The sequence below is a fragment of the Streptomyces venezuelae genome (assembly GCF_008642295.1).
GTDB lineage: Bacteria > Actinomycetota > Actinomycetes > Streptomycetales > Streptomycetaceae > Streptomyces > Streptomyces venezuelae_C.
The window spans coordinates 5,837,423-5,854,040 of the sequence record NZ_CP029190.1; the positions used below are offsets into that span (position 1 = coordinate 5,837,423).

Sequence of the window (16,618 nt, forward strand, 5' to 3'; positions counted from 1 at the left end):
TCCAACGGGAGGGTTCGGCCATGCAGATCAAGGACGCCGCGGAGACCTGGGAGGTCGTCTCGGCCGAGCGGCCCTTCCAGGGACGCAAGACCGCGGTCGCCTCGGACGAGGTGCGCATGCCGGACGGGTCCGCTGCCCGCCGGGACTACCAGGTGCACCCCGGCTCGGTGTGCGTACTCGCCCTGGACGAGCAGGGCCGGGTCCTGGTGCTGCGCCAGTACCGGCACCCGGTGCGGCACCGGCTGTGGGAGCTGCCGGCCGGGCTGCTCGACGTACCGGGGGAGAACCCGCTGCACGCGGCCCAGCGCGAGCTCTACGAGGAGGCGCACGTCAAGGCCGAGGACTGGCGGGTGCTCGTCGACTTCTTCCCCTCGCCGGGCGGCTCGGACGAGGCGGTACGGGTGTTCCTGGCCCGGGACCTCGCCGAGGCGGAGGGGGAGCGCTACGAGGTCTCCGAGGAGGAGGCCGACATGGAGCTGGCGCGGGTGCCGCTGCCGGAGCTGGTGCGGGGTGCGCTGGCGGGGGAGCTCGGCAATGCCGCGCTGGTGACGGGGGTGCTGGCGCTGTCCGCGGCGCTGTCCGCCGGCGGCCCGGACGCGCTGCGCCCGGCCCAGGCGCCCTGGCCGGCCCGGCCCTACCCGGCGTAACGGCCGGCCTCCGCCCGGGTTCGCGCCGGGCCGGCACCGGCCCCGCAGGGGCCTTGGGCCGGCCCGGCGCGAGGCGCCCCGTCCGGCCGTCGTGGTCTGTGCTCATGACAGAACGAACAAGTATGACGATCTGCTGATCCGATCGGGCGATTACCCGCCGCGCTCCACACAGACCGTCGCTCTCCGTGAACTACGCTCGGGATCTCCGAAGGATCGGGCACGGAAAGGAGCGGGCTGTGACGGAATTCGTCGGGCGGCGACGCGAGCTCAAGGAGCTGCGCGAGGACATCGCCCGGACCGGTCTCGACACCCTCTCCGGCCGCAAGGACAAGTCCCCCCGCGCCCGGGTGCTGCTGATCGCCGGCCGGCCCGGGTCCGGACGGACCGCGCTCGCCGAGGAGTTCGTGCGGGACGTCGCCGGCCAGTACCCCGACGGGGTGCTCCGGGCCCGGCTCACCACGCCCGGCGGCACGGCGGTGAGCACCGAGCGCACCGCACGGGACCTCCTGGAGGGGCTCGGGCGGCGCACCCCGCCGGGCGCCGGGGCCGATGAGCTCGGAGCCGCCCTGAACGAGGCGCTCGCCGGGCGGAAGGCGATCGTCCTGCTCGACGACGCCCGGGACGCCATCCAAGTGGACCCGCTGCTTCCGGACGTCCGCGAATGCCTGGTCGTGGTCACGTCGGAAGGGCCGCTGACCGGCATTCCGGACGTCCGCCCCTGCACCCTCGGCGGACTGGACACCCCCGCCGCCGTCGCCCTGCTCAGCAGGCGGATCGGGGACATCCGGGTCACCGTCGACCCCCGCGCCGCCGAGGCCCTCGTCGAGGAGTGCGGAGGCCAGCCCGCCGCGCTGGTGCTGGTCGGCGGCTGGCTCGCGGCCCGCCCCAAGGCCTCGGTCGCCGACCTCGCCAAACAGCTCCACGACACCCCGGCCGGCTCCGGCGGGACCCTGGCCCGCGCCTTCCGGCTGGTCTACGGATCGCTGCCGCAGCCGGCCCAGCGCACGCTGCGGCTGCTGCCGCTCGCCCCGGCCGGCCTGCTGGACTCGCACACCGTCTCCGCGCTGGCCGGCTGCTCGGTCGCCGCGGCCCAGTCCACCCTGGAGGACTTCGCCGGGCTGGGCCTGGTCCGGCCGGGCAGCGACGGGCTGTTCCTGCTGCCCGGCTGCCTCGGCCCGCTGCTGCGTCCGCTGCTGGAGACCAAGGAGCGCGCCGCCGAGGTGCAGCTGGCCCGGGCCCGGATGCTGGAGCGGACCGTACGGCTGCTGCACTCCTGCCTGGCCATGGCCGAGAGCGACGAGGAACAGGTCCGCGAACTGCTGGACGGGCTGCCCCGCGCCCTCCGCTTCCCCGACCCCCGGGCCGCCACCCGCTGGCTGGACACCCGGCTGCCGGCCCTGAATGCCTCCGCCCAGCTGGCCGTCGCCGACGGCGAGCTGGACACCCTGGCCCGCCGGCTGATCGCCGCCCTGGTCCGGGCGCTGGCCGCGCACCGCGGCACCGACGCCGCCGCTCCCGAGCTGTACGGGCTGCACCGGCTGGTGCTGGACGTGGCCGAACGGCGCGGGCTGCACCGCGAGAAGGCCGCGGCCCTGCTGAACCTGGCCGACCTGGACGCCGAGACCGGGCGGACCGCCGAGGCGCTGGAGCGGTACCGGGCCGCACTGGACGCCGGGCGCGCCGCAAACGACCCGTACGCGACCGGCCGGGCCATGGAATCCGTAGGCGGCGCCCACCAGGAAATGGGGGACTGGCACCGGGCCGCCGACTGGTTCGGCCGGGCCCTGTCCCAGTCGCTCGCCCGGGGGGAGCGGGCCGACGAGGCGCGGCTGTACGGCCGGCTCGGCAATGTGCACACCCTGGCGGGGCGGTACGGGGACGCGCTGCGCAGCTGGCGGGCGGCGGCGGCCGGCTACCGGAAACTCGCCGATGTGCCGGGACAGGCAAAGGCGTTGAGCGAGATGGCCCGGGTCCAGGAGTACGCCGGGCGGCCCGAGGAATCGCTGCACACCTGCCGGGAGGCGGTGGAGCTGGCCCGCCGGGCCGGGGACGTGCGGCTGCAGGCGGCCCTGCAGGTCCGGCTGGCCGACACCCTGGACCGGCTGGGAGACCCGGCGGCGGCCCGGCTGCACCGCGGGGCGGCCGACCGGTTGCTGGGAGAGGAGCCAAATCAAGCGGGCGCCTACGAAATCCGTAGCGGTTCCGGCCAAGATTAATAGTTTGCAAGGCTAGACACGCGTTAATCCTTCATTAAACTGGGTTCACCACGTCATCCCGTGGTGCATCCCGTTGCGCTCTCTTGTGAACGGGTATGTATGGCATTGCCCCGTTATCCCCTGAGCCAAGGACGCGTGATCGACGTGAAGGTCGGTATCCCCCGCGAGGTCAAGAACAACGAGTTCCGGGTGGCCATCACCCCCGCCGGCGTGCACGAGCTCGTCCGCAACGGCCACCAGGTCTTCATCGAGCAGAACGCCGGTGTGGGTTCCTCGATCACCGATGCCGAGTACGTGTCCGCCGGCGCCGAGATCCTCGGTACCGCGGACGAGGTCTGGGCCACCGCCGACCTGCTGCTGAAGGTCAAGGAGCCCATCGCCGAGGAGTACCACCGCCTCCGCAAGGACCAGACCCTCTTCACCTACCTGCACCTGGCGGCCTCCCGCGAGTGCACGGACGCCCTGCTGGAGTCCGGCACCACCGCCATCGCGTACGAGACGGTCGAGCTCGCCAACCGCGCGCTCCCGCTGCTCGCCCCGATGTCCGAGGTCGCGGGCCGGCTGGCCCCGCAGGTCGGCGCCTACCACCTGATGCGCTCGGCCGGCGGCCGTGGCGTGCTCCCCGGCGGTGTCCCCGGCACCCACGCCGGCGAGTGCGTGGTCATCGGCGGCGGCGTCTCCGGCTGGAACGCGGCTCAGATCGCCATCGGCATGGGCTTCCACGTGACCCTGCTCGACCGCGACATCAACAAGCTCCGCGAGGCCGACAAGATCTTCGGCACGAAGATCAAGACGATCGTCTCCAACGCCTACGAGCTGGAGAAGGCCGTCCTCGAGGCCGACCTCGTCGTCGGTGCGGTGCTGATCCCGGGTGCGAAGGCCCCGAAGCTGGTCACCAACGAGCTCGTCTCCCGGATGAAGCCCGGAAGTGTCCTTGTCGACATTGCGATCGACCAGGGCGGCTGCTTCGAGGACTCCCGCGCGACCACCCACGCCGAGCCGACCTTCCAGGTCCACAACTCGGTCTTCTACTGCGTCGCCAACATGCCGGGCGCGGTGCCGAACACCTCCACCTACGCGCTGACCAACGCGACCCTGCCCTACATCGTGCAGCTCGCGAACCTCGGCTGGGTCGAGGCGCTGCGCCGTGACCCCGCGCTGGCGCTGGGTCTCAACACCCATGACGGCCAGGTCGTTTACGGCCCGGTCGCCGAGGCCCACGGCCTCGAGTCGGTCGAGCTGCACACGCTGCTCGGCTGATCGGACGGCATTCCGTCAACGACTGACGTCAATCTCACGTATCCGGCCGGACCTTGCCCGCAAGGTCCGGCCGGACGCGCGTGGGGCCCGCCCGAACGGGCCGCTCAACTCGCCTCGAACGTAACCCTTTAACCGTTTCGCACACCCCCGAAACTTCGCAGTGGCGGCTCGTACGCTCTTGACAGAGCGGTGTTCGGTTGCCGACACATCGTGCCGGGTCCGGCGGATTGTGTTGCTGCGGAGCGCTGACACGCCATAGAGTCCACAACCGTCGGCATGGTGCCACGCTGACCTATCGATAAGTGTCCTGGTCACGTCCAAGGAGGTAAGACGACTTGTGAATGAGTCGACATTTGCTCCCGGAGGTGGTCAAGCAGGGGCGCCCACGCCGGCCCAGGGCCCGGCCGGGCTCGAAGCTGTCGGCTCCGTCGCAGTCCGCACCTTCGCAAACCACCAGCACATGACGACGCCCCCGAAGAGCATGGACGGCCTAGACGTGAACTCCATGGCCGGCGACCTGAGCGGCCAAGGGCCCACCGGTTTCGCCGACTACAACAACGAGGTGCCCGAGGGGCACTTCTACGACCCCGACGCCGAATACGAGCCCGACCCCGAGTACGCGGCCACGCTCGCCCCCGACGCTGCCCGGCAGCGCCGCGAGCGGATCGGCCCGACCGGACGGCCGCTGCCGTACTTCCCGATCCCGGGCCCGCTGACCGACCACGGTCCGGCGAAGATCATCGCGATGTGCAACCAGAAGGGCGGCGTCGGCAAGACCACGTCGACCATCAACCTGGGTGCCGCACTCGCCGAGTACGGACGCCGGGTGCTGCTCGTCGACTTCGACCCGCAGGGAGCCCTGTCGGTCGGCCTCGGCGTGAACCCGATGGAACTCGACCTGACGGTCTACAACCTGCTCATGGAGCGGGGCATGTCGGCCGACGAAGTGCTGCTCAAGACGGCGGTCCCCAACATGGACCTGCTGCCGAGCAACATCGACCTGTCCGCTGCGGAAGTGCAGTTGGTCAGCGAGGTCGCGCGCGAGTCCACGTTGCAGCGGGCGCTGAAGCCCCTGATGGCCGACTACGACTACATCGTGATCGACTGTCAGCCCTCGCTCGGCCTCCTGACGGTCAATGCCCTGACGGCCGCTCACAAGGTCATCGTCCCGCTGGAATGCGAGTTCTTCGCCCTGCGAGGCGTCGCCCTCCTGACCGAGACCATCGAGAAGGTCCAGGAGCGCCTCAACCCGGAGCTGGAGCTCGACGGCATCCTGGCGACGATGTACGACTCCCGCACGGTGCACAGCCGCGAGGTGCTGGCGCGGGTGGTCGAGGCCTTCGACGACCACGTCTACCACACGGTCATCGGCCGGACGGTGCGGTTCCCGGAGACCACGGTCGCGGGCGAGCCGATCACCACGTACGCGTCCAACTCCGTCGGCGCCGCCGCGTACCGCCAGCTCGCCAGGGAGGTGCTCGCCCGGTGTCACGCCGAGTGAGTCTGCCCGGAGCCGACGAACTGTTCCGCACGACCGGGGGGATGGCGCTCCAGTCGTCCACGCCGCGGCGAGGCACGGAGGAGGTGCCGCCGGAGCCGGCACCGGCCCCGGCGCCGGTGCAGGTGCCGGTGGCCGCGCCGGAACCGGTGGTGCAGGCGCCGCCACCGCCGGTCGACCCGGTGGTGGGCTCTCAGCGCCGGCCGCAGGAAGGTTCCGGCCCTGCGGCCGGGGCCGCTCCCCGGCGCAAGGGGCGGGGCGCGAACCGCCGCCCCAGCGGCCGTGAGCGCCACGACGAGAAGATCACCGTGTACGTCTCCGCTGAGGAGCTGATGGACCTGGAGCACGCGCGCCTGGTCCTGCGCGGGGAGCACGGCTTGGCGGTGGACCGTGGCCGCATCGTCCGCGAGGCGGTGGCGGTGGTCCTGGCGGACCTGGAATCCCGCGGCGACGCGAGCATCCTGGTCCGCCGCCTCCGAGGCCGCTAACCCGCCCCCCTCCGCCCCGAGCCCCTCCCGGGCCCGCCCCCGGCCCTGCCCGGGCCCGTCCCCGGCCCTGCCCGGGCCGCCCTGCCGGGCTTCCGTCGGCCGCCCCCTGCCGGGCCTGCGACGCGGGCTGCCGTTCCGGGGTCCCCGACTGGCGTCGGCCCCCTGCCGGGCCCGCCCCCGGCCCTGCCCGGGCCCGTCCCCGGCCCTGCCCGGGCCGCCCTGCCGGGCTTCCGTCGGCCGCCCCCTGCCGGGCCTGCGACGCGGGCTGCCGTTCCGGGGTCCCCGACTGGCGTCGGCCCCCTGCCGGGGCCGCCCGCGGTCCTGCCCGGGTGTGCCGCTCCGGGCTCTCCGCCGGCCGTCCCCGCGGGCCTGCGACGCGGGCCGCCCTGCCGGGCTTCCGCCGGCCGCCCCTGCCGGGCCTGCGCGGGCCGTCGCTCCGGGTTTCCGACGGCGTCGGCCCCCTGTCAGGGCCTCCCGAGGCGTCATCGGCCTTGCCGAGGCCGCCCTGCCGGGCGCGTCTGCGGCCATGGCCGCCCGTATGTCCGCCCCGCCGGGCCTGCGCGGGGCGCGGTTGCGGCCCCCCCCCGGCCCTGCCCGGGTGCCGTTCCGAGCCCTCCACCGGCCGCCCCCCGCCGGCCCTGCGCCGCGGGCCGCTGTTCCAGTCTTCGACGGCCTCGGCCCTCTGCCGGTGCCGTCCGCAGCGTCATCGGCCCTGTCCAGGCCGCCCTGCAGGGCCCGTACGTTCGCCCTGCCGGGCGCGCGGGTGCCGGTCCGGGGTTCCACCGGCCTACGGCGGCCCATGGCGGGGCGCGTGCGGCGTCAGCCGCACCTCCACACCCGCCGGGCCTGCCCGGACCGCGCTGCGGCTCCGCCGGACGGCCGCGGCCCCGCTGCGCCCCGCCTGGAGCTGCGCGGTGCGGAGCCTTCGGCTCCGGGTGGCCGCGCCGCCGGTCGGTGTGCCCGGGTGGGTGGGGCCGGGCCCGGTAGTCTGCCCGGGTGTACGGCGCCCGCCCGGGCGCCGATCGCCGTTTCGCCCGCTCCCGCACTCTGGACCCGTGATGCACCCGAAGGACCCCGCAGGCCCCGCCGCCCGGCGTCGCCTGGGCCGCGGCCCGGGGGTGCCGGTGGCTGCGCCGGGCCGGCGGGAGGGTTTCCCCGACCCCGCCCCTTCCCGAAACCGGGGGGAGACCCCCGGACCCCCCGCCACCGGGGACGAAGCACCCGAGCACGAGCACCCCGCGCCGCTGGCCGGGCCCGCCGCAGCCGCTGCGCCGGGCGCCGCCGCGTTCCCGGCTCGCGCCTCGCAGGGCGGGGCCGCCGAGTCCGAGCAGCCCGCCGGGTCCGCAGGGCCGGGTGGCGCCGTTTCGGCCGGGCACCCTGCCGTCGTGCCGACCGCCCCCGTCGTGTCGGGCGCGCTGGCCGGCTCCGCCGTAACCGCTGCGTCGGGCGGCGCCGGGACCCCGGCCTCCGCCTCGCAAGGCGGCGGTGCTGCCGTGCCTGGCGCGCCGGCCGGGCCCGCTGCGCCAGGCGAAGCTGCGCCCGCCGGGGGTGGTGACGGGCGGTTTACCGTTCGGTTGGCGAACTTCGAGGGGCCGTTCGATCTGCTCCTGCAGCTCATCTCGCGGCACAGGCTCGATGTCACCGAAGTCGCCCTCTCCAAGGTCACCGACGAGTTCATGGCGCACATCCGCGCCATGGGCGCCGACTGGGACCTCGACCAGACCACCGAGTTCCTCGTCGTCGCCGCCACCCTGCTCGACCTCAAGGCCGCCCGGCTGCTCCCCGCCGCCGAGGTCGAGGACGAGGCCGACCTCGCCCTTCTCGAGGCCCGGGACCTGCTCTTCGCGCGGCTGCTCCAGTACCGCGCGTACAAACGGATCGCCGAGATCTTCGAGGAGCGGGCCGAGGCCGAAGGCAGGCGGTACCCGCGGACCGTGGGGCTCGAGCCCCACCACGCCGACCTGCTGCCCGACGTGGTCATCAGCATCGGCGCCGAGGGGTTCGCGCGGCTCGCCGTCAAGGCCATGCAGCCCAAGGCCAAGCCCCAGGTGTACGTGGACCACATCCACGCCCCCCTGGTCAGCGTCCGCGAGCAGGCCGAGGTGGTCGTACGGATGCTCCGCGCCCGCGGTGAGGCGACCTTCGCCGAGCTGACCGAGGACGCGCCGGACACCCTCACCGTGGTGGCGCGGTTCCTCGCCCTGCTGGAGCTCTACCGGGAGAAGGCCGTGGTCCTCGACCAGGTGGAGGCCCTGCAGGCGCTCACGGTGCGCTGGAGCGGCCCGGACGACGGTGCCGCAGCCGCGGCGGCGGTGACCGACGAGTTCGATGAGTTCGATGAGTTCGACCAGTTCGATGTGGAGGTGGCGGGGTGACGGTCGACGGGTTGAAGCCGGCGCTGGAGGCCGTGCTGATGGTGGTGGACGAGCCCGCCACCGAGGCGCATCTCGCCAAGGTGCTCGACCGGAGTCCGCGCGACGTCGCCACGGCGCTCCGCGAGCTCGCCGACGAGTACGACGTCCAGCGCCGCGGCTTCGAGCTGCGGCTGGTCGCCGGCGGCTGGCGCTACTACACCCGGGCGGAGTACGCCCCGGCGGTGGAGGCCTTCGTCCTGGACGGGCAGCAGGCCCGGCTCACCCAGGCCGCGCTGGAGACCCTCGCGGTGGTGGCGTACCGCCAGCCGGTGAGCCGCAGCCGGGTCTCGGCCGTACGCGGCGTGAACTGTGATGGGGTCATGCGGACCCTCCTCCAGCGCGGTCTGGTGGAGGAGGCGGGGACGGAACCCGAAACAGGTGCGATCCTGTACAGGACGACGAACTACTTTCTGGAGCGGATGGGCCTGCGCGGCCTGGACGAGCTCCCGGAGCTCGCGCCCTTCCTCCCCGAGGCGGACGCGATCGAAGCCGAGACGCAAGAAGGTGTGCCGTCGTTCGATCCGGACGCACCGGACACTGATGTAGACGACGACAAGACGACGGACATTTGATGCGAAGCAACGGCAACGGCGGCGGCAACAGGAACAGCGGCAGCGGCGGCGGTGGTGGCGGACGCGGTGACTCGCGTGGCGGCTCCCGCGGCGGCGGCTCCCGCAGCGGCGGTGGGTACCGCGGCTCCTCCTCCGGCGGCGGCTACCAGGGCGGCGGCTCCGGCTCGCGCGACCGCGACCGGGACCGCGACCGGGACCAGGCGCCCCAGCGTCCCCGTAAGCCCCGTCCCGAGGAGCGTCGCTACGACGTGGGCCCCGAGGGCGAGCGCAGCGGTCGCTCGGGCCCCAAGGCGGGCGGCGGCGGTGCGCGCGGCGCGGCGGCCCGCGGTGGCGCCAAGGGCGGCCCGAAGAGCTCCAAGACCCCCGGCATCGGCGGGGCCGGCGGCCCGCGCCGCGGCCCGGGCAGCCGCAGCGGCCAGTCCCGCCCCCGCGAGCTGGACGCGCGGATCGAGGAGCGCGTGCGCGACCGGTACGCCGACAAGCCCGTGATCAAGACCCCGAAGACCTTCCCGGGCGCCGAGCAGGAGGGTGAGCGCCTGCAGAAGGTGCTCGCCCGGGCCGGCATGGGCTCGCGCCGTGCGTGCGAGGAGCTCATCGAGCAGGCGCGTGTCGAGGTCAACGGCCAGATCGTGCTGGAGCAGGGCAAGCGCGTCCTGCCGAAGGACGAGATCAAGGTGGACGGCCTGACCGTCGCCACCCAGTCGTACCTGTTCTTCGCGCTGAACAAGCCGGCCGGTGTGGTCTCCACCATGGAGGACCCGGACGGCCGCCAGTGCCTGGGCGACTACGTCACCAACCGCGAGACGCGGCTCTTCCACGTCGGCCGGCTCGACACCGAGACCGAGGGCATCATCCTCCTCACCAACCACGGTGAGCTGGCCCACCGCCTCACGCACCCGAAGTACGGCGTGAAGAAGACCTACGTCGCCGCGATCACCGGCCCGCTGCCGCGGGACATCGGCAAGCGACTCAAGGACGGCATCGAGCTGGAGGACGGGTACGCCCGCGCCGACCACTTCCGCGTCGTCGACCAGGTCGGCAAGAACTACCTGGTCGAGGTGACCCTCCACGAGGGCCGCAAGCACATCGTGCGCCGGATGCTGGCCGAGGCCGGCTTCCCCGTGGAGAAGCTGGTCCGCACCTCCTTCGGCCCGATCGAGCTCGGCGACCAGAAGTCGGGCTGGCTGCGCCGGCTGACCAACACCGAGGTCGGCATGCTGATGGGCGAGGTCGGCCTGTAGTGCCGTAGCTCCTCCCCCTGCCGGTTCCCGCGAAGCCCGCGGCGCCCTCGAGGCGCCGCGGGCTTTTGCCTTGCCCGGGACACCCGCCGCTGTTTATAGTCTTCCTGACCATAAAGGGGGGGGCTGGCTGTGCGCCGGACGTTTTCATGGACCTGGACCCACGGGGGTGGACCAGGACCCGTCGGACCCGTCGGACCGGTCAGGGCCTTGCCGTTGCGCCGCACCTCGCGCACCGGCAGGGCATCGGTGCCCGGCCGGCCCCCCACCGGGGCGGTGGCATGAGCGCCGGGCCCGCGTACGATCCGTCCGCCTTCGAGCCCTTCGCGGTGACCGTCGATCTGGCGGTGTTCACCGTGCGCGGCGGCGCCCTGAACGTCCTGCTGATCCGGCGCGGCCAGGAGCCGTACGAAGGCGCCTGGGCGCTGCCGGGCGGCTTCGTACTGCCGCGGGAATCCGCCGAGACCGCCGCCCGGCGGGAGCTCGCCGAGGAGACCGGCCTGGCCGGGGCCGTGGTGGCCGGGCTGCACCTGGAGCAGCTGCGCACCTACAGCGAGCCGGACCGGGACCCGCGGATGCGGGTGGTGTCGGTGGCCTTCACCGCGCTGGTGCCGGACATGCCGGAGCCGGCCGCGGAGGGCGGCGGGGACGCGGCGCAGGCCCGCTGGGTCCCGGTGGACGAGGCGGCGGGGGCTGCGGCTCTGGCCTTCGACCACGACGCGATCCTGGCGGACGCCCGCTCCCGGGTCGGCGCCAAACTCGAGTACACCTGCCTGGCCACCGCCTTCTGCCCGCCCGAGTTCACCCTGGGCGAGCTCCAGGCCGTCTACGAGACCGTCTGGTCCACCCCGCTCGACCGGCCGAACTTCCGCCGCAAGGTGCTCGCCACGCCGGGCTTCGTCGAGCCGGTGCCGGGTGCGGCCCGGCTGACCGGCGGCCGGGGCAAGCCCGCCGCGCTCTACCGGGCGGGCTCCGCGACCGCCCTCCACCCACCGCTGCTCCGCCCGGAAGGACACCCGAGATGACGACCCCGACCAAGCGTGCCGCCACCGGCGCCATGATCGGCCTGGCGCTGGGCGATGCGCTGGGCTTCCCGACCGAGTTCAACGACGTCCCGTCGATCCTCGCCAAGTCAGGCCCCTGGCGGGAGATGCGGCTGCCGAGCCCGGCGATCGTCACGGACGACACCCAGATGACGCTGGCCCTGGCCCGGGGCATCCGGACGGCCCTGGAGCAGGGCCGGATCGACCCGCTCCGGCTGGCCCGGCCGGTCCGGGAGGAGTTCGTCGACTGGTACCACTCCCCGGAGAACAACCGGGCGCCCGGCAACACCTGCCTGCGGGCGTGCAGTCTGCTGAACGACCCGGAGCGGGACTGGCGGGACGCCAGCCAGACCGGCTCCAAGGGCTGCGGGGCGAACATGCGGGTGGTGCCGGTGGGTCTGGTGCCGGGCTGGACCGAGGACGAGCGGGCGGGCGTGGCCCAGCTCCAGTCGGCGCTGACCCACGGTCACCCGACCGCGCTGGCCGCCTCCGACCTCACGGCGCACGCCGTGTACCTGCTCGCGCAGGGGGTGGAGGTGACGGGGCTGGTCGGCCGGCTGCGCTCGTACGCCCTGCGCCACCGGACCCGCTATCACGAGGCCTGGCTGGGCGACCTGTGGATGCGTACCGCCTCCGACGCCTCCCCGGAGTCCTTCATCGCCCGCGGCTGGGACGACTGCCTGGCCGTCCTGGACCGGCTGGCAGCGGCCCTGCGCGACCCGTCCCCGGAACTGGACCCCTGCCTGGCCACCGGCGAGGGCTGGATCGCGGAGGAGGCCCTGGCCACCGCCCTGCACTGCTTCCTCCTCTTCCCCTCGGCCCCCCTGACGGCCCTCCGCCGGGCCGCCTGCACGGCGGGCGACTCGGACTCGATCGCCTGCCTGACCGGCGCCTTCGCCGGCGCCCACCTGGGCGCGGACATCTGGCCCCGCGACTGGGAGGGCCGCATCGAATACCGGGACGAACTCCTGACGTTCGGCGCGCTCTGGGATGCTTGATCCATGCTGGACGCGCTGACCATCGACCTGACCCCCGTGGTGGCCGAACAACCCGACCCTTTGCTCTTCGCGACGGTGTCGGGTGCCCACCTGTACGGATTCCCGTCCCGGGACTCGGACGTGGACCTCCGCGGCGTCCACCTGCTGCCCGCCGCCGCGCTGCTCGGCCTGCGCGAGCCGGAAGAGACGCGGACCCGGATGTGGGACCGCGACGGCGTGGAGATGGACCTGGTCACCCATGACGTGCGCAAGTTCGTCCGGCTGATGCTGCGGCCCAACGGGTACGTGCTGGAACAGCTGCTGTCCCCGCTCGTGGTGCACACCACCGATGCGCACGCGGAACTGGCCGCGCTCGCCCCCGGAGTGCTCACCTCCCATCACGCGCACCACTACCGGGGCTTCGCGAACACCCAGTGGCGGCTCTTCGAAAAGACGGCCGAGCTCAAGCCGCTTCTGTACGCCTTCCGGGCGCTGCTCACCGGGGTGCATCTGATGCGCTCGGGCGAGGTGCAGGCCGGGTTGCCGGAGCTGGCGTTGGTGGTGACCGAGGCGCCCGGGTATCTGGGGGAGCTGATCGAGGCCAAGGTGGCCGCCGAGCACGGGGCATGGGAGCAGCCCGGCAGGGAGCGGCTGGAGCGGGATTTCGGTGTACTGCACGAGGTCCTGGACGCGGCCCAGGGCGCGACGCGGCTGCCGGCCGCGCCGGCCGGGTACGACGGGCTCGACGACTTCGTCGTGCGGTGCCGGTCAGTGGGCTGAGGCGCGGCGGGTGCGGAGCAAGAAGTCCGCCACGCGGGGGTGGTCCGGGGCGGCCGGGAGGGGGGTGCGGTGGAGGGCCGCCTCGGTTTCGTCGGTCAGGCGGGTCATCCAGGCGTCGACCTCCTGCCAGCTGCGTTCGCCGCGGCGGACCGCCAGCAGGGCCTCGCGGTGCGGGCCCGCGTCGATCGTCAGGCGGCCGGTGCGGAGCAGGTCGCGGCAGGAGATCAGCAGGCGGAGCAGGTGCATCGCGTGCTTCCAGCGCGGGGCGCCGTGGACGCGGACGTCGGCTTCCAGCTTGCCCCGCTGGGAGAGGGCGTAGCGGGTGAAGGTCTCGTGGGCGCGGCGGGAGAGGAACGCCTCGCGGAGCGAGAGGAGTTCCTCGCCCACCGGGGTCAGCCGGTCCACCAGCGGGGAGTGCAGGCACTCCAGGATGTTCGGGTTGGCCTTCAGGGCCAGTTCGAGGAACCGTTCCAGCTCCCAGGAGAACTGCTCCGGCAGCGGGCCGTCGACATGGGTCGGGGGCTTCTCGAAGCGCCAGAACAGCGGCGTCGGGGCGAGGTAGACACCGCGCCGGTCGGTGTCGCTCGCCTCCGTCGCCAGTCCGAACGACCGCGAACCCATCACGCATGCGTAGACGGTGTGGTCGGCGACGAGCGTCTGATCGTTCATCGGGGGAGCGTAGGCGCAGGGGCGCGGGTTACGCGAGCGTGATTTCGTCACCCGAGACCGTGATCGTGCGGGGCGGCAGCGGCCGGGTGGCCGGGCCGTGCGCCACCGCGCCGTCCGACACCTTGAACTTGCTGCCGTGGCAGGGGCAGTCGATGGTGCCGTTCGCGACCTTGGCGACCGTACAGCCCTGGTGCGTGCAGATCGCCGAGAAGGCCTTGAAGGTGCCCGCCTCGGGCTGGGTGACGACCACCTTCTCCTCCTTGAAGATCGTGCCGCCTCCCACCGGGACGTCCGCCTTCGTGGTCAGCGGCTTCCCGGTGGGCGGGGGCGTTGCGGGCTCGGTGCCGGGAGTGGGCTGCTTTGCCTCGCCGCAGGCGGTGAGCGCACCGCCTGCCAGGGCGGCGGCGCCCACCGCGAGAACCGTGCGGCGGGCCGTGCGGGTGGGGTCGCTCATCGGGGTCTCCTCGGTCGCGTGGGGGGCGAGGAGCATCCTGGCCCGGCCGGGCGCCGGGCCGTGTCCGGCGCGCCGGGGAGGCCGGCCGCCGGCTCAGTCGCCCGGGTTCCAGGGAGCGAGTACCGCCGGGCTGCCCGGCGTACGGACGACCTCCCAGATCCGCGCGACGGCCGCCCGGTCGACCGGGCCGTGCAGGTGCGGGTAGCGGGCGCCGGATTCACCCTCCCGGCGGACCTCCGAGGTCAGGGCCCGCTCGTCGAGCTCCACGGCGAGCAGGGTGCCCGGCGTGTCGCGGTAGTGGGCGTCCGCGATCGCGAGGGCGGTCGGGCGGTCCGCCGAACAGTGCACGAAGCCTTCGGAGTCGAGGGAGGGCGGGGCATAGGGCAGGTCCGGGTCCGCGGACCAGTCGGCGAGGGGGACCACGTGGAAGATCATGCCGTTTGTTGTAGCGCACCCCGCCCCGGCGATCTCCGTCAAGTAGCGATATCCGGTGGTTCGAGGGAGATTGTCCGTGTCTTGAGCCGGGCCGGCCCCAGCCGCCGCCCGGCCCCTCTCCGAAAGGCACGACCATGGCGGGAAATGACCTCGGCTCCCTTCTCGGCTCCCTCCTCGGCGGCAGCCAGGCCGGCCAGAGCGGCGGAGGCGGCGGGGGCAACATCCTCGGCGCCCTGCTCGGCCAGCTGATGGGCGGCGGAGCCGGCGGTGGTGCGGCCGGTGCGCAGGCCGCCGGGAACGGCAACCCGCTCGGCGGACTGCTGGACATGCTGACCAAGGCCGGGCTGACCGACCAGGCCCAGTCCTGGGTGGGCACCGGCGAGAACCAGCCGGTCAGCGGCGCGCAGATCAAGGAAGCACTGCCCGGCGACACCCTCCGGAAGGTCGCCGAGCAGACCGGCGTCAGTCCCGACCAGGCCGCCGACCAGATCGCCCAGACCCTCCCGCAGGCCGTGGACAAGCTGACCCCGACCGGGCAGGTGCCCACCGAATCGCTCGAGGACATCATCCGGAAGCAGAACCTCTGACCGGTTCCGGCACGTCCGGCCGGTCCGGCAGTACGGAAGGGCCCGGTGATCGTCTCGCAGGACGGTCACCGGGTCCTTCCGGTCGTACGGGATGACTACCCTGAGTGGCAGACCGCAGGACCGTCCATCGAGGAGCGCCCAGAGTGAGAACCGCCGTCGTCATCGGAACCGGCCTGATCGGTACCTCCGCGGCACTCGCCCTGGCAGGCCGGGGGATCACCGTCCACCTGGAGGACCACGACCCCTCCCAGGCCCGCACCGCCGCCGCACTCGGCGCAGGCACCGACACCCCGCCCGCCGGCCCGGTGGACCTCGCCGTCATCGCCGTACCCCCGGCCCATGTCGCCGCCACCCTGACCGAGGCCATCGGCCGCGGCCTGGCCCGCGCCTACGTGGACGTGGCCAGCGTCAAGGGCGGACCACGGCGGGAACTCGAAGCGGCCGGGGTGGACGTCTCCGCCTACATCGGTACGCACCCCATGGCCGGCAAGGAGCAGTCCGGGCCGCTGGCCGCGACGGCCGACCTCTTCGAAGGGCGGCCCTGGGTGCTCACCCCCACCCGGGACACCGGCCACGAGGTGCTCAACCTCGCCCTGGAACTGGTCGCGCTGTGCCGGGCGGTCCCGGTGGTGATGGACGCCGACGCCCACGACAAGGCCGTGGCCCTGGTCTCGCACACGCCGCAGCTGGTGTCCTCCATGGTCGCCGCCCGCCTGGAGGAGGCCGACGAGACCGCCGTCCGGCTCTGCGGGCAGGGCATCAGGGACGTCACCCGGATCGCCGCCTCCGACCCCCGGATGTGGGTGGAGATCCTCTCCGCCAACCCCGGCCCGGTCGCCGACGTGCTGTCCGGCATCGCCGCCGACCTGGAGGAGACCGTGCAGGCGCTGCGCGGCCTCCAGTCGGCCGACGAGGCGAAGCGGCAGGACGGCGCGGCCGGCATCGAGGACGTACTGCGCCGCGGCAACGCCGGCCGCGACCGGGTCCCCGGCAAGCACGGTGCCGCCCCCGCCGCCTACGAGACCGTGGCCGTGTTCATCAGCGACAAGCCGGGCGAGCTGGCCCGGATCTTCGCGGACGCCGGCCGGGCCGGGGTCAACGTCGAGGACGTCCGGATCGAGCACGCCACCGGCCAGCAGGCCGGCCTGGTCCAGCTGATGGTCGAGCCGCGGGCCGTGCCGCTGCTCACCGCCGAGCTGCGCGAAAGGGGCTGGGCCCTGCGGCAGCAGTAGCGGTCCGGGCGGGCGGTCGCTAGTGCCGTGACCGGAAAGGTTTGCCGGTAGGCCCGCGGCGTCCGGTGCGGTGCATCGCAAGGCGGAGGGCCACGGCTCGTACTGGAC

16 protein-coding genes are annotated in these 16,618 nt (G+C 73.6%); 13 read left to right on the forward strand and 3 right to left on the reverse strand.

Annotation, left to right across the window (positions count from 1 at the left end):
• Nucleotides 1-20: 20 nt before the first annotated feature.
• The 11 genes from DEJ50_RS26295 to DEJ50_RS26345 all read left to right on the forward strand — a co-directional run bounded on the left by DEJ50_RS26295 (nucleotide 21) and on the right by DEJ50_RS26345 (nucleotide 13,133).
• Nucleotides 21-647: an NUDIX domain-containing protein gene (locus DEJ50_RS26295; RefSeq protein ID WP_150210566.1), complete on the forward strand. Its 627-nt coding sequence runs from the start codon at nucleotides 21-23 to the stop codon at nucleotides 645-647.
• Between the two features lie 236 nt (nucleotides 648-883).
• Complete coding sequence (locus DEJ50_RS26300) at nucleotides 884-2,863, forward strand: tetratricopeptide repeat protein (protein ID WP_223837916.1); 1,980 nt, start codon at nucleotides 884-886, stop codon at nucleotides 2,861-2,863.
• Nucleotides 2,864-3,007: 144 nt separating this feature from the next.
• The gene (ald, locus tag DEJ50_RS26305; protein WP_150212376.1) at nucleotides 3,008-4,123 is read left to right on the forward strand and encodes an alanine dehydrogenase; all 1,116 of its coding nucleotides are present in this window, start codon (nucleotides 3,008-3,010) and stop codon (nucleotides 4,121-4,123) included.
• Nucleotides 4,124-4,583: 460 nt separating this feature from the next.
• A complete protein-coding gene (locus tag DEJ50_RS26310; RefSeq protein WP_411757642.1) occupies nucleotides 4,584-5,624 on the forward strand; it encodes a ParA family protein in 1,041 nt (346 codons plus the stop codon).
• On the forward strand, nucleotides 5,609-6,109 hold the full coding sequence (locus DEJ50_RS26315) for a hypothetical protein (protein ID WP_190344701.1): 501 nt from the start codon (nucleotides 5,609-5,611) through the stop codon (nucleotides 6,107-6,109). Before DEJ50_RS26310 ends, DEJ50_RS26315 begins: the two co-directional genes overlap by 16 nt.
• A gap of 1,058 nt (nucleotides 6,110-7,167) precedes the next feature.
• Nucleotides 7,168-8,484 (forward strand): segregation and condensation protein A, encoded by a 1,317-nt coding sequence (locus DEJ50_RS26320; protein ID WP_150212378.1) that lies wholly within the window; start codon nucleotides 7,168-7,170, stop codon nucleotides 8,482-8,484.
• On the forward strand, nucleotides 8,481-9,095 hold the full coding sequence (gene scpB, locus DEJ50_RS26325; RefSeq protein WP_150210569.1) for an SMC-Scp complex subunit ScpB: 615 nt from the start codon (nucleotides 8,481-8,483) through the stop codon (nucleotides 9,093-9,095). The genes DEJ50_RS26320 and scpB overlap by 4 nt, the downstream gene beginning before the upstream one ends.
• On the forward strand, nucleotides 9,095-10,336 hold the full coding sequence (locus DEJ50_RS26330; protein ID WP_150210570.1) for a pseudouridine synthase: 1,242 nt from the start codon (nucleotides 9,095-9,097) through the stop codon (nucleotides 10,334-10,336). The genes scpB and DEJ50_RS26330 overlap by 1 nt, the downstream gene beginning before the upstream one ends.
• A gap of 278 nt (nucleotides 10,337-10,614) precedes the next feature.
• Nucleotides 10,615-11,358: an NUDIX hydrolase gene (locus DEJ50_RS26335; RefSeq protein ID WP_150210571.1), complete on the forward strand. Its 744-nt coding sequence runs from the start codon at nucleotides 10,615-10,617 to the stop codon at nucleotides 11,356-11,358.
• Nucleotides 11,355-12,374 (forward strand): ADP-ribosylglycohydrolase family protein, encoded by a 1,020-nt coding sequence (locus tag DEJ50_RS26340; RefSeq protein ID WP_150210572.1) that lies wholly within the window; start codon nucleotides 11,355-11,357, stop codon nucleotides 12,372-12,374. The genes DEJ50_RS26335 and DEJ50_RS26340 overlap by 4 nt, the downstream gene beginning before the upstream one ends.
• A gap of 3 nt (nucleotides 12,375-12,377) precedes the next feature.
• A complete protein-coding gene (locus DEJ50_RS26345) occupies nucleotides 12,378-13,133 on the forward strand; it encodes a DNA polymerase beta superfamily protein (RefSeq protein ID WP_150210573.1) in 756 nt (251 codons plus the stop codon).
• Here DEJ50_RS26345 and DEJ50_RS26350 read toward each other — a convergent pair.
• The 3 genes from DEJ50_RS26350 to DEJ50_RS26360 form a co-directional block, all read right to left on the reverse strand.
• Nucleotides 13,122-13,802 carry a DNA polymerase beta superfamily protein gene (locus DEJ50_RS26350; protein ID WP_150210574.1) on the reverse strand — a complete coding sequence of 227 codons (681 nt, stop codon included), beginning with the start codon at nucleotides 13,800-13,802 and terminating at the stop codon, nucleotides 13,122-13,124. The two genes, DEJ50_RS26345 and DEJ50_RS26350, sit on opposite strands and share 12 nt — an antisense overlap.
• 28 nt (nucleotides 13,803-13,830) lie before the next feature.
• Nucleotides 13,831-14,256, reverse strand: a complete 426-nt coding sequence (locus DEJ50_RS26355) for a Rieske (2Fe-2S) protein (RefSeq protein ID WP_150210575.1) — start codon at nucleotides 14,254-14,256, stop codon at nucleotides 13,831-13,833.
• Between the two features lie 93 nt (nucleotides 14,257-14,349).
• Entirely contained in the window at nucleotides 14,350-14,691 is a 342-nt protein-coding gene (locus tag DEJ50_RS26360; RefSeq protein ID WP_150210576.1) for a DUF952 domain-containing protein, read from the reverse strand.
• A 50-nt stretch (nucleotides 14,692-14,741) separates the two neighbouring features.
• Between DEJ50_RS26360 and DEJ50_RS26365 the strand changes: the two genes are divergently transcribed.
• Together DEJ50_RS26365 and DEJ50_RS26370 are read left to right on the forward strand one after the other, a co-directional pair.
• Nucleotides 14,742-15,278, forward strand: coding sequence for a YidB family protein (locus tag DEJ50_RS26365; RefSeq protein ID WP_411757693.1), 537 nt, complete (start codon nucleotides 14,742-14,744; stop codon nucleotides 15,276-15,278).
• A 143-nt stretch (nucleotides 15,279-15,421) separates the two neighbouring features.
• Complete coding sequence (locus DEJ50_RS26370) at nucleotides 15,422-16,510, forward strand: prephenate dehydrogenase (protein WP_150210578.1); 1,089 nt, start codon at nucleotides 15,422-15,424, stop codon at nucleotides 16,508-16,510.
• Nucleotides 16,511-16,618: the final 108 nt, after the last annotated feature.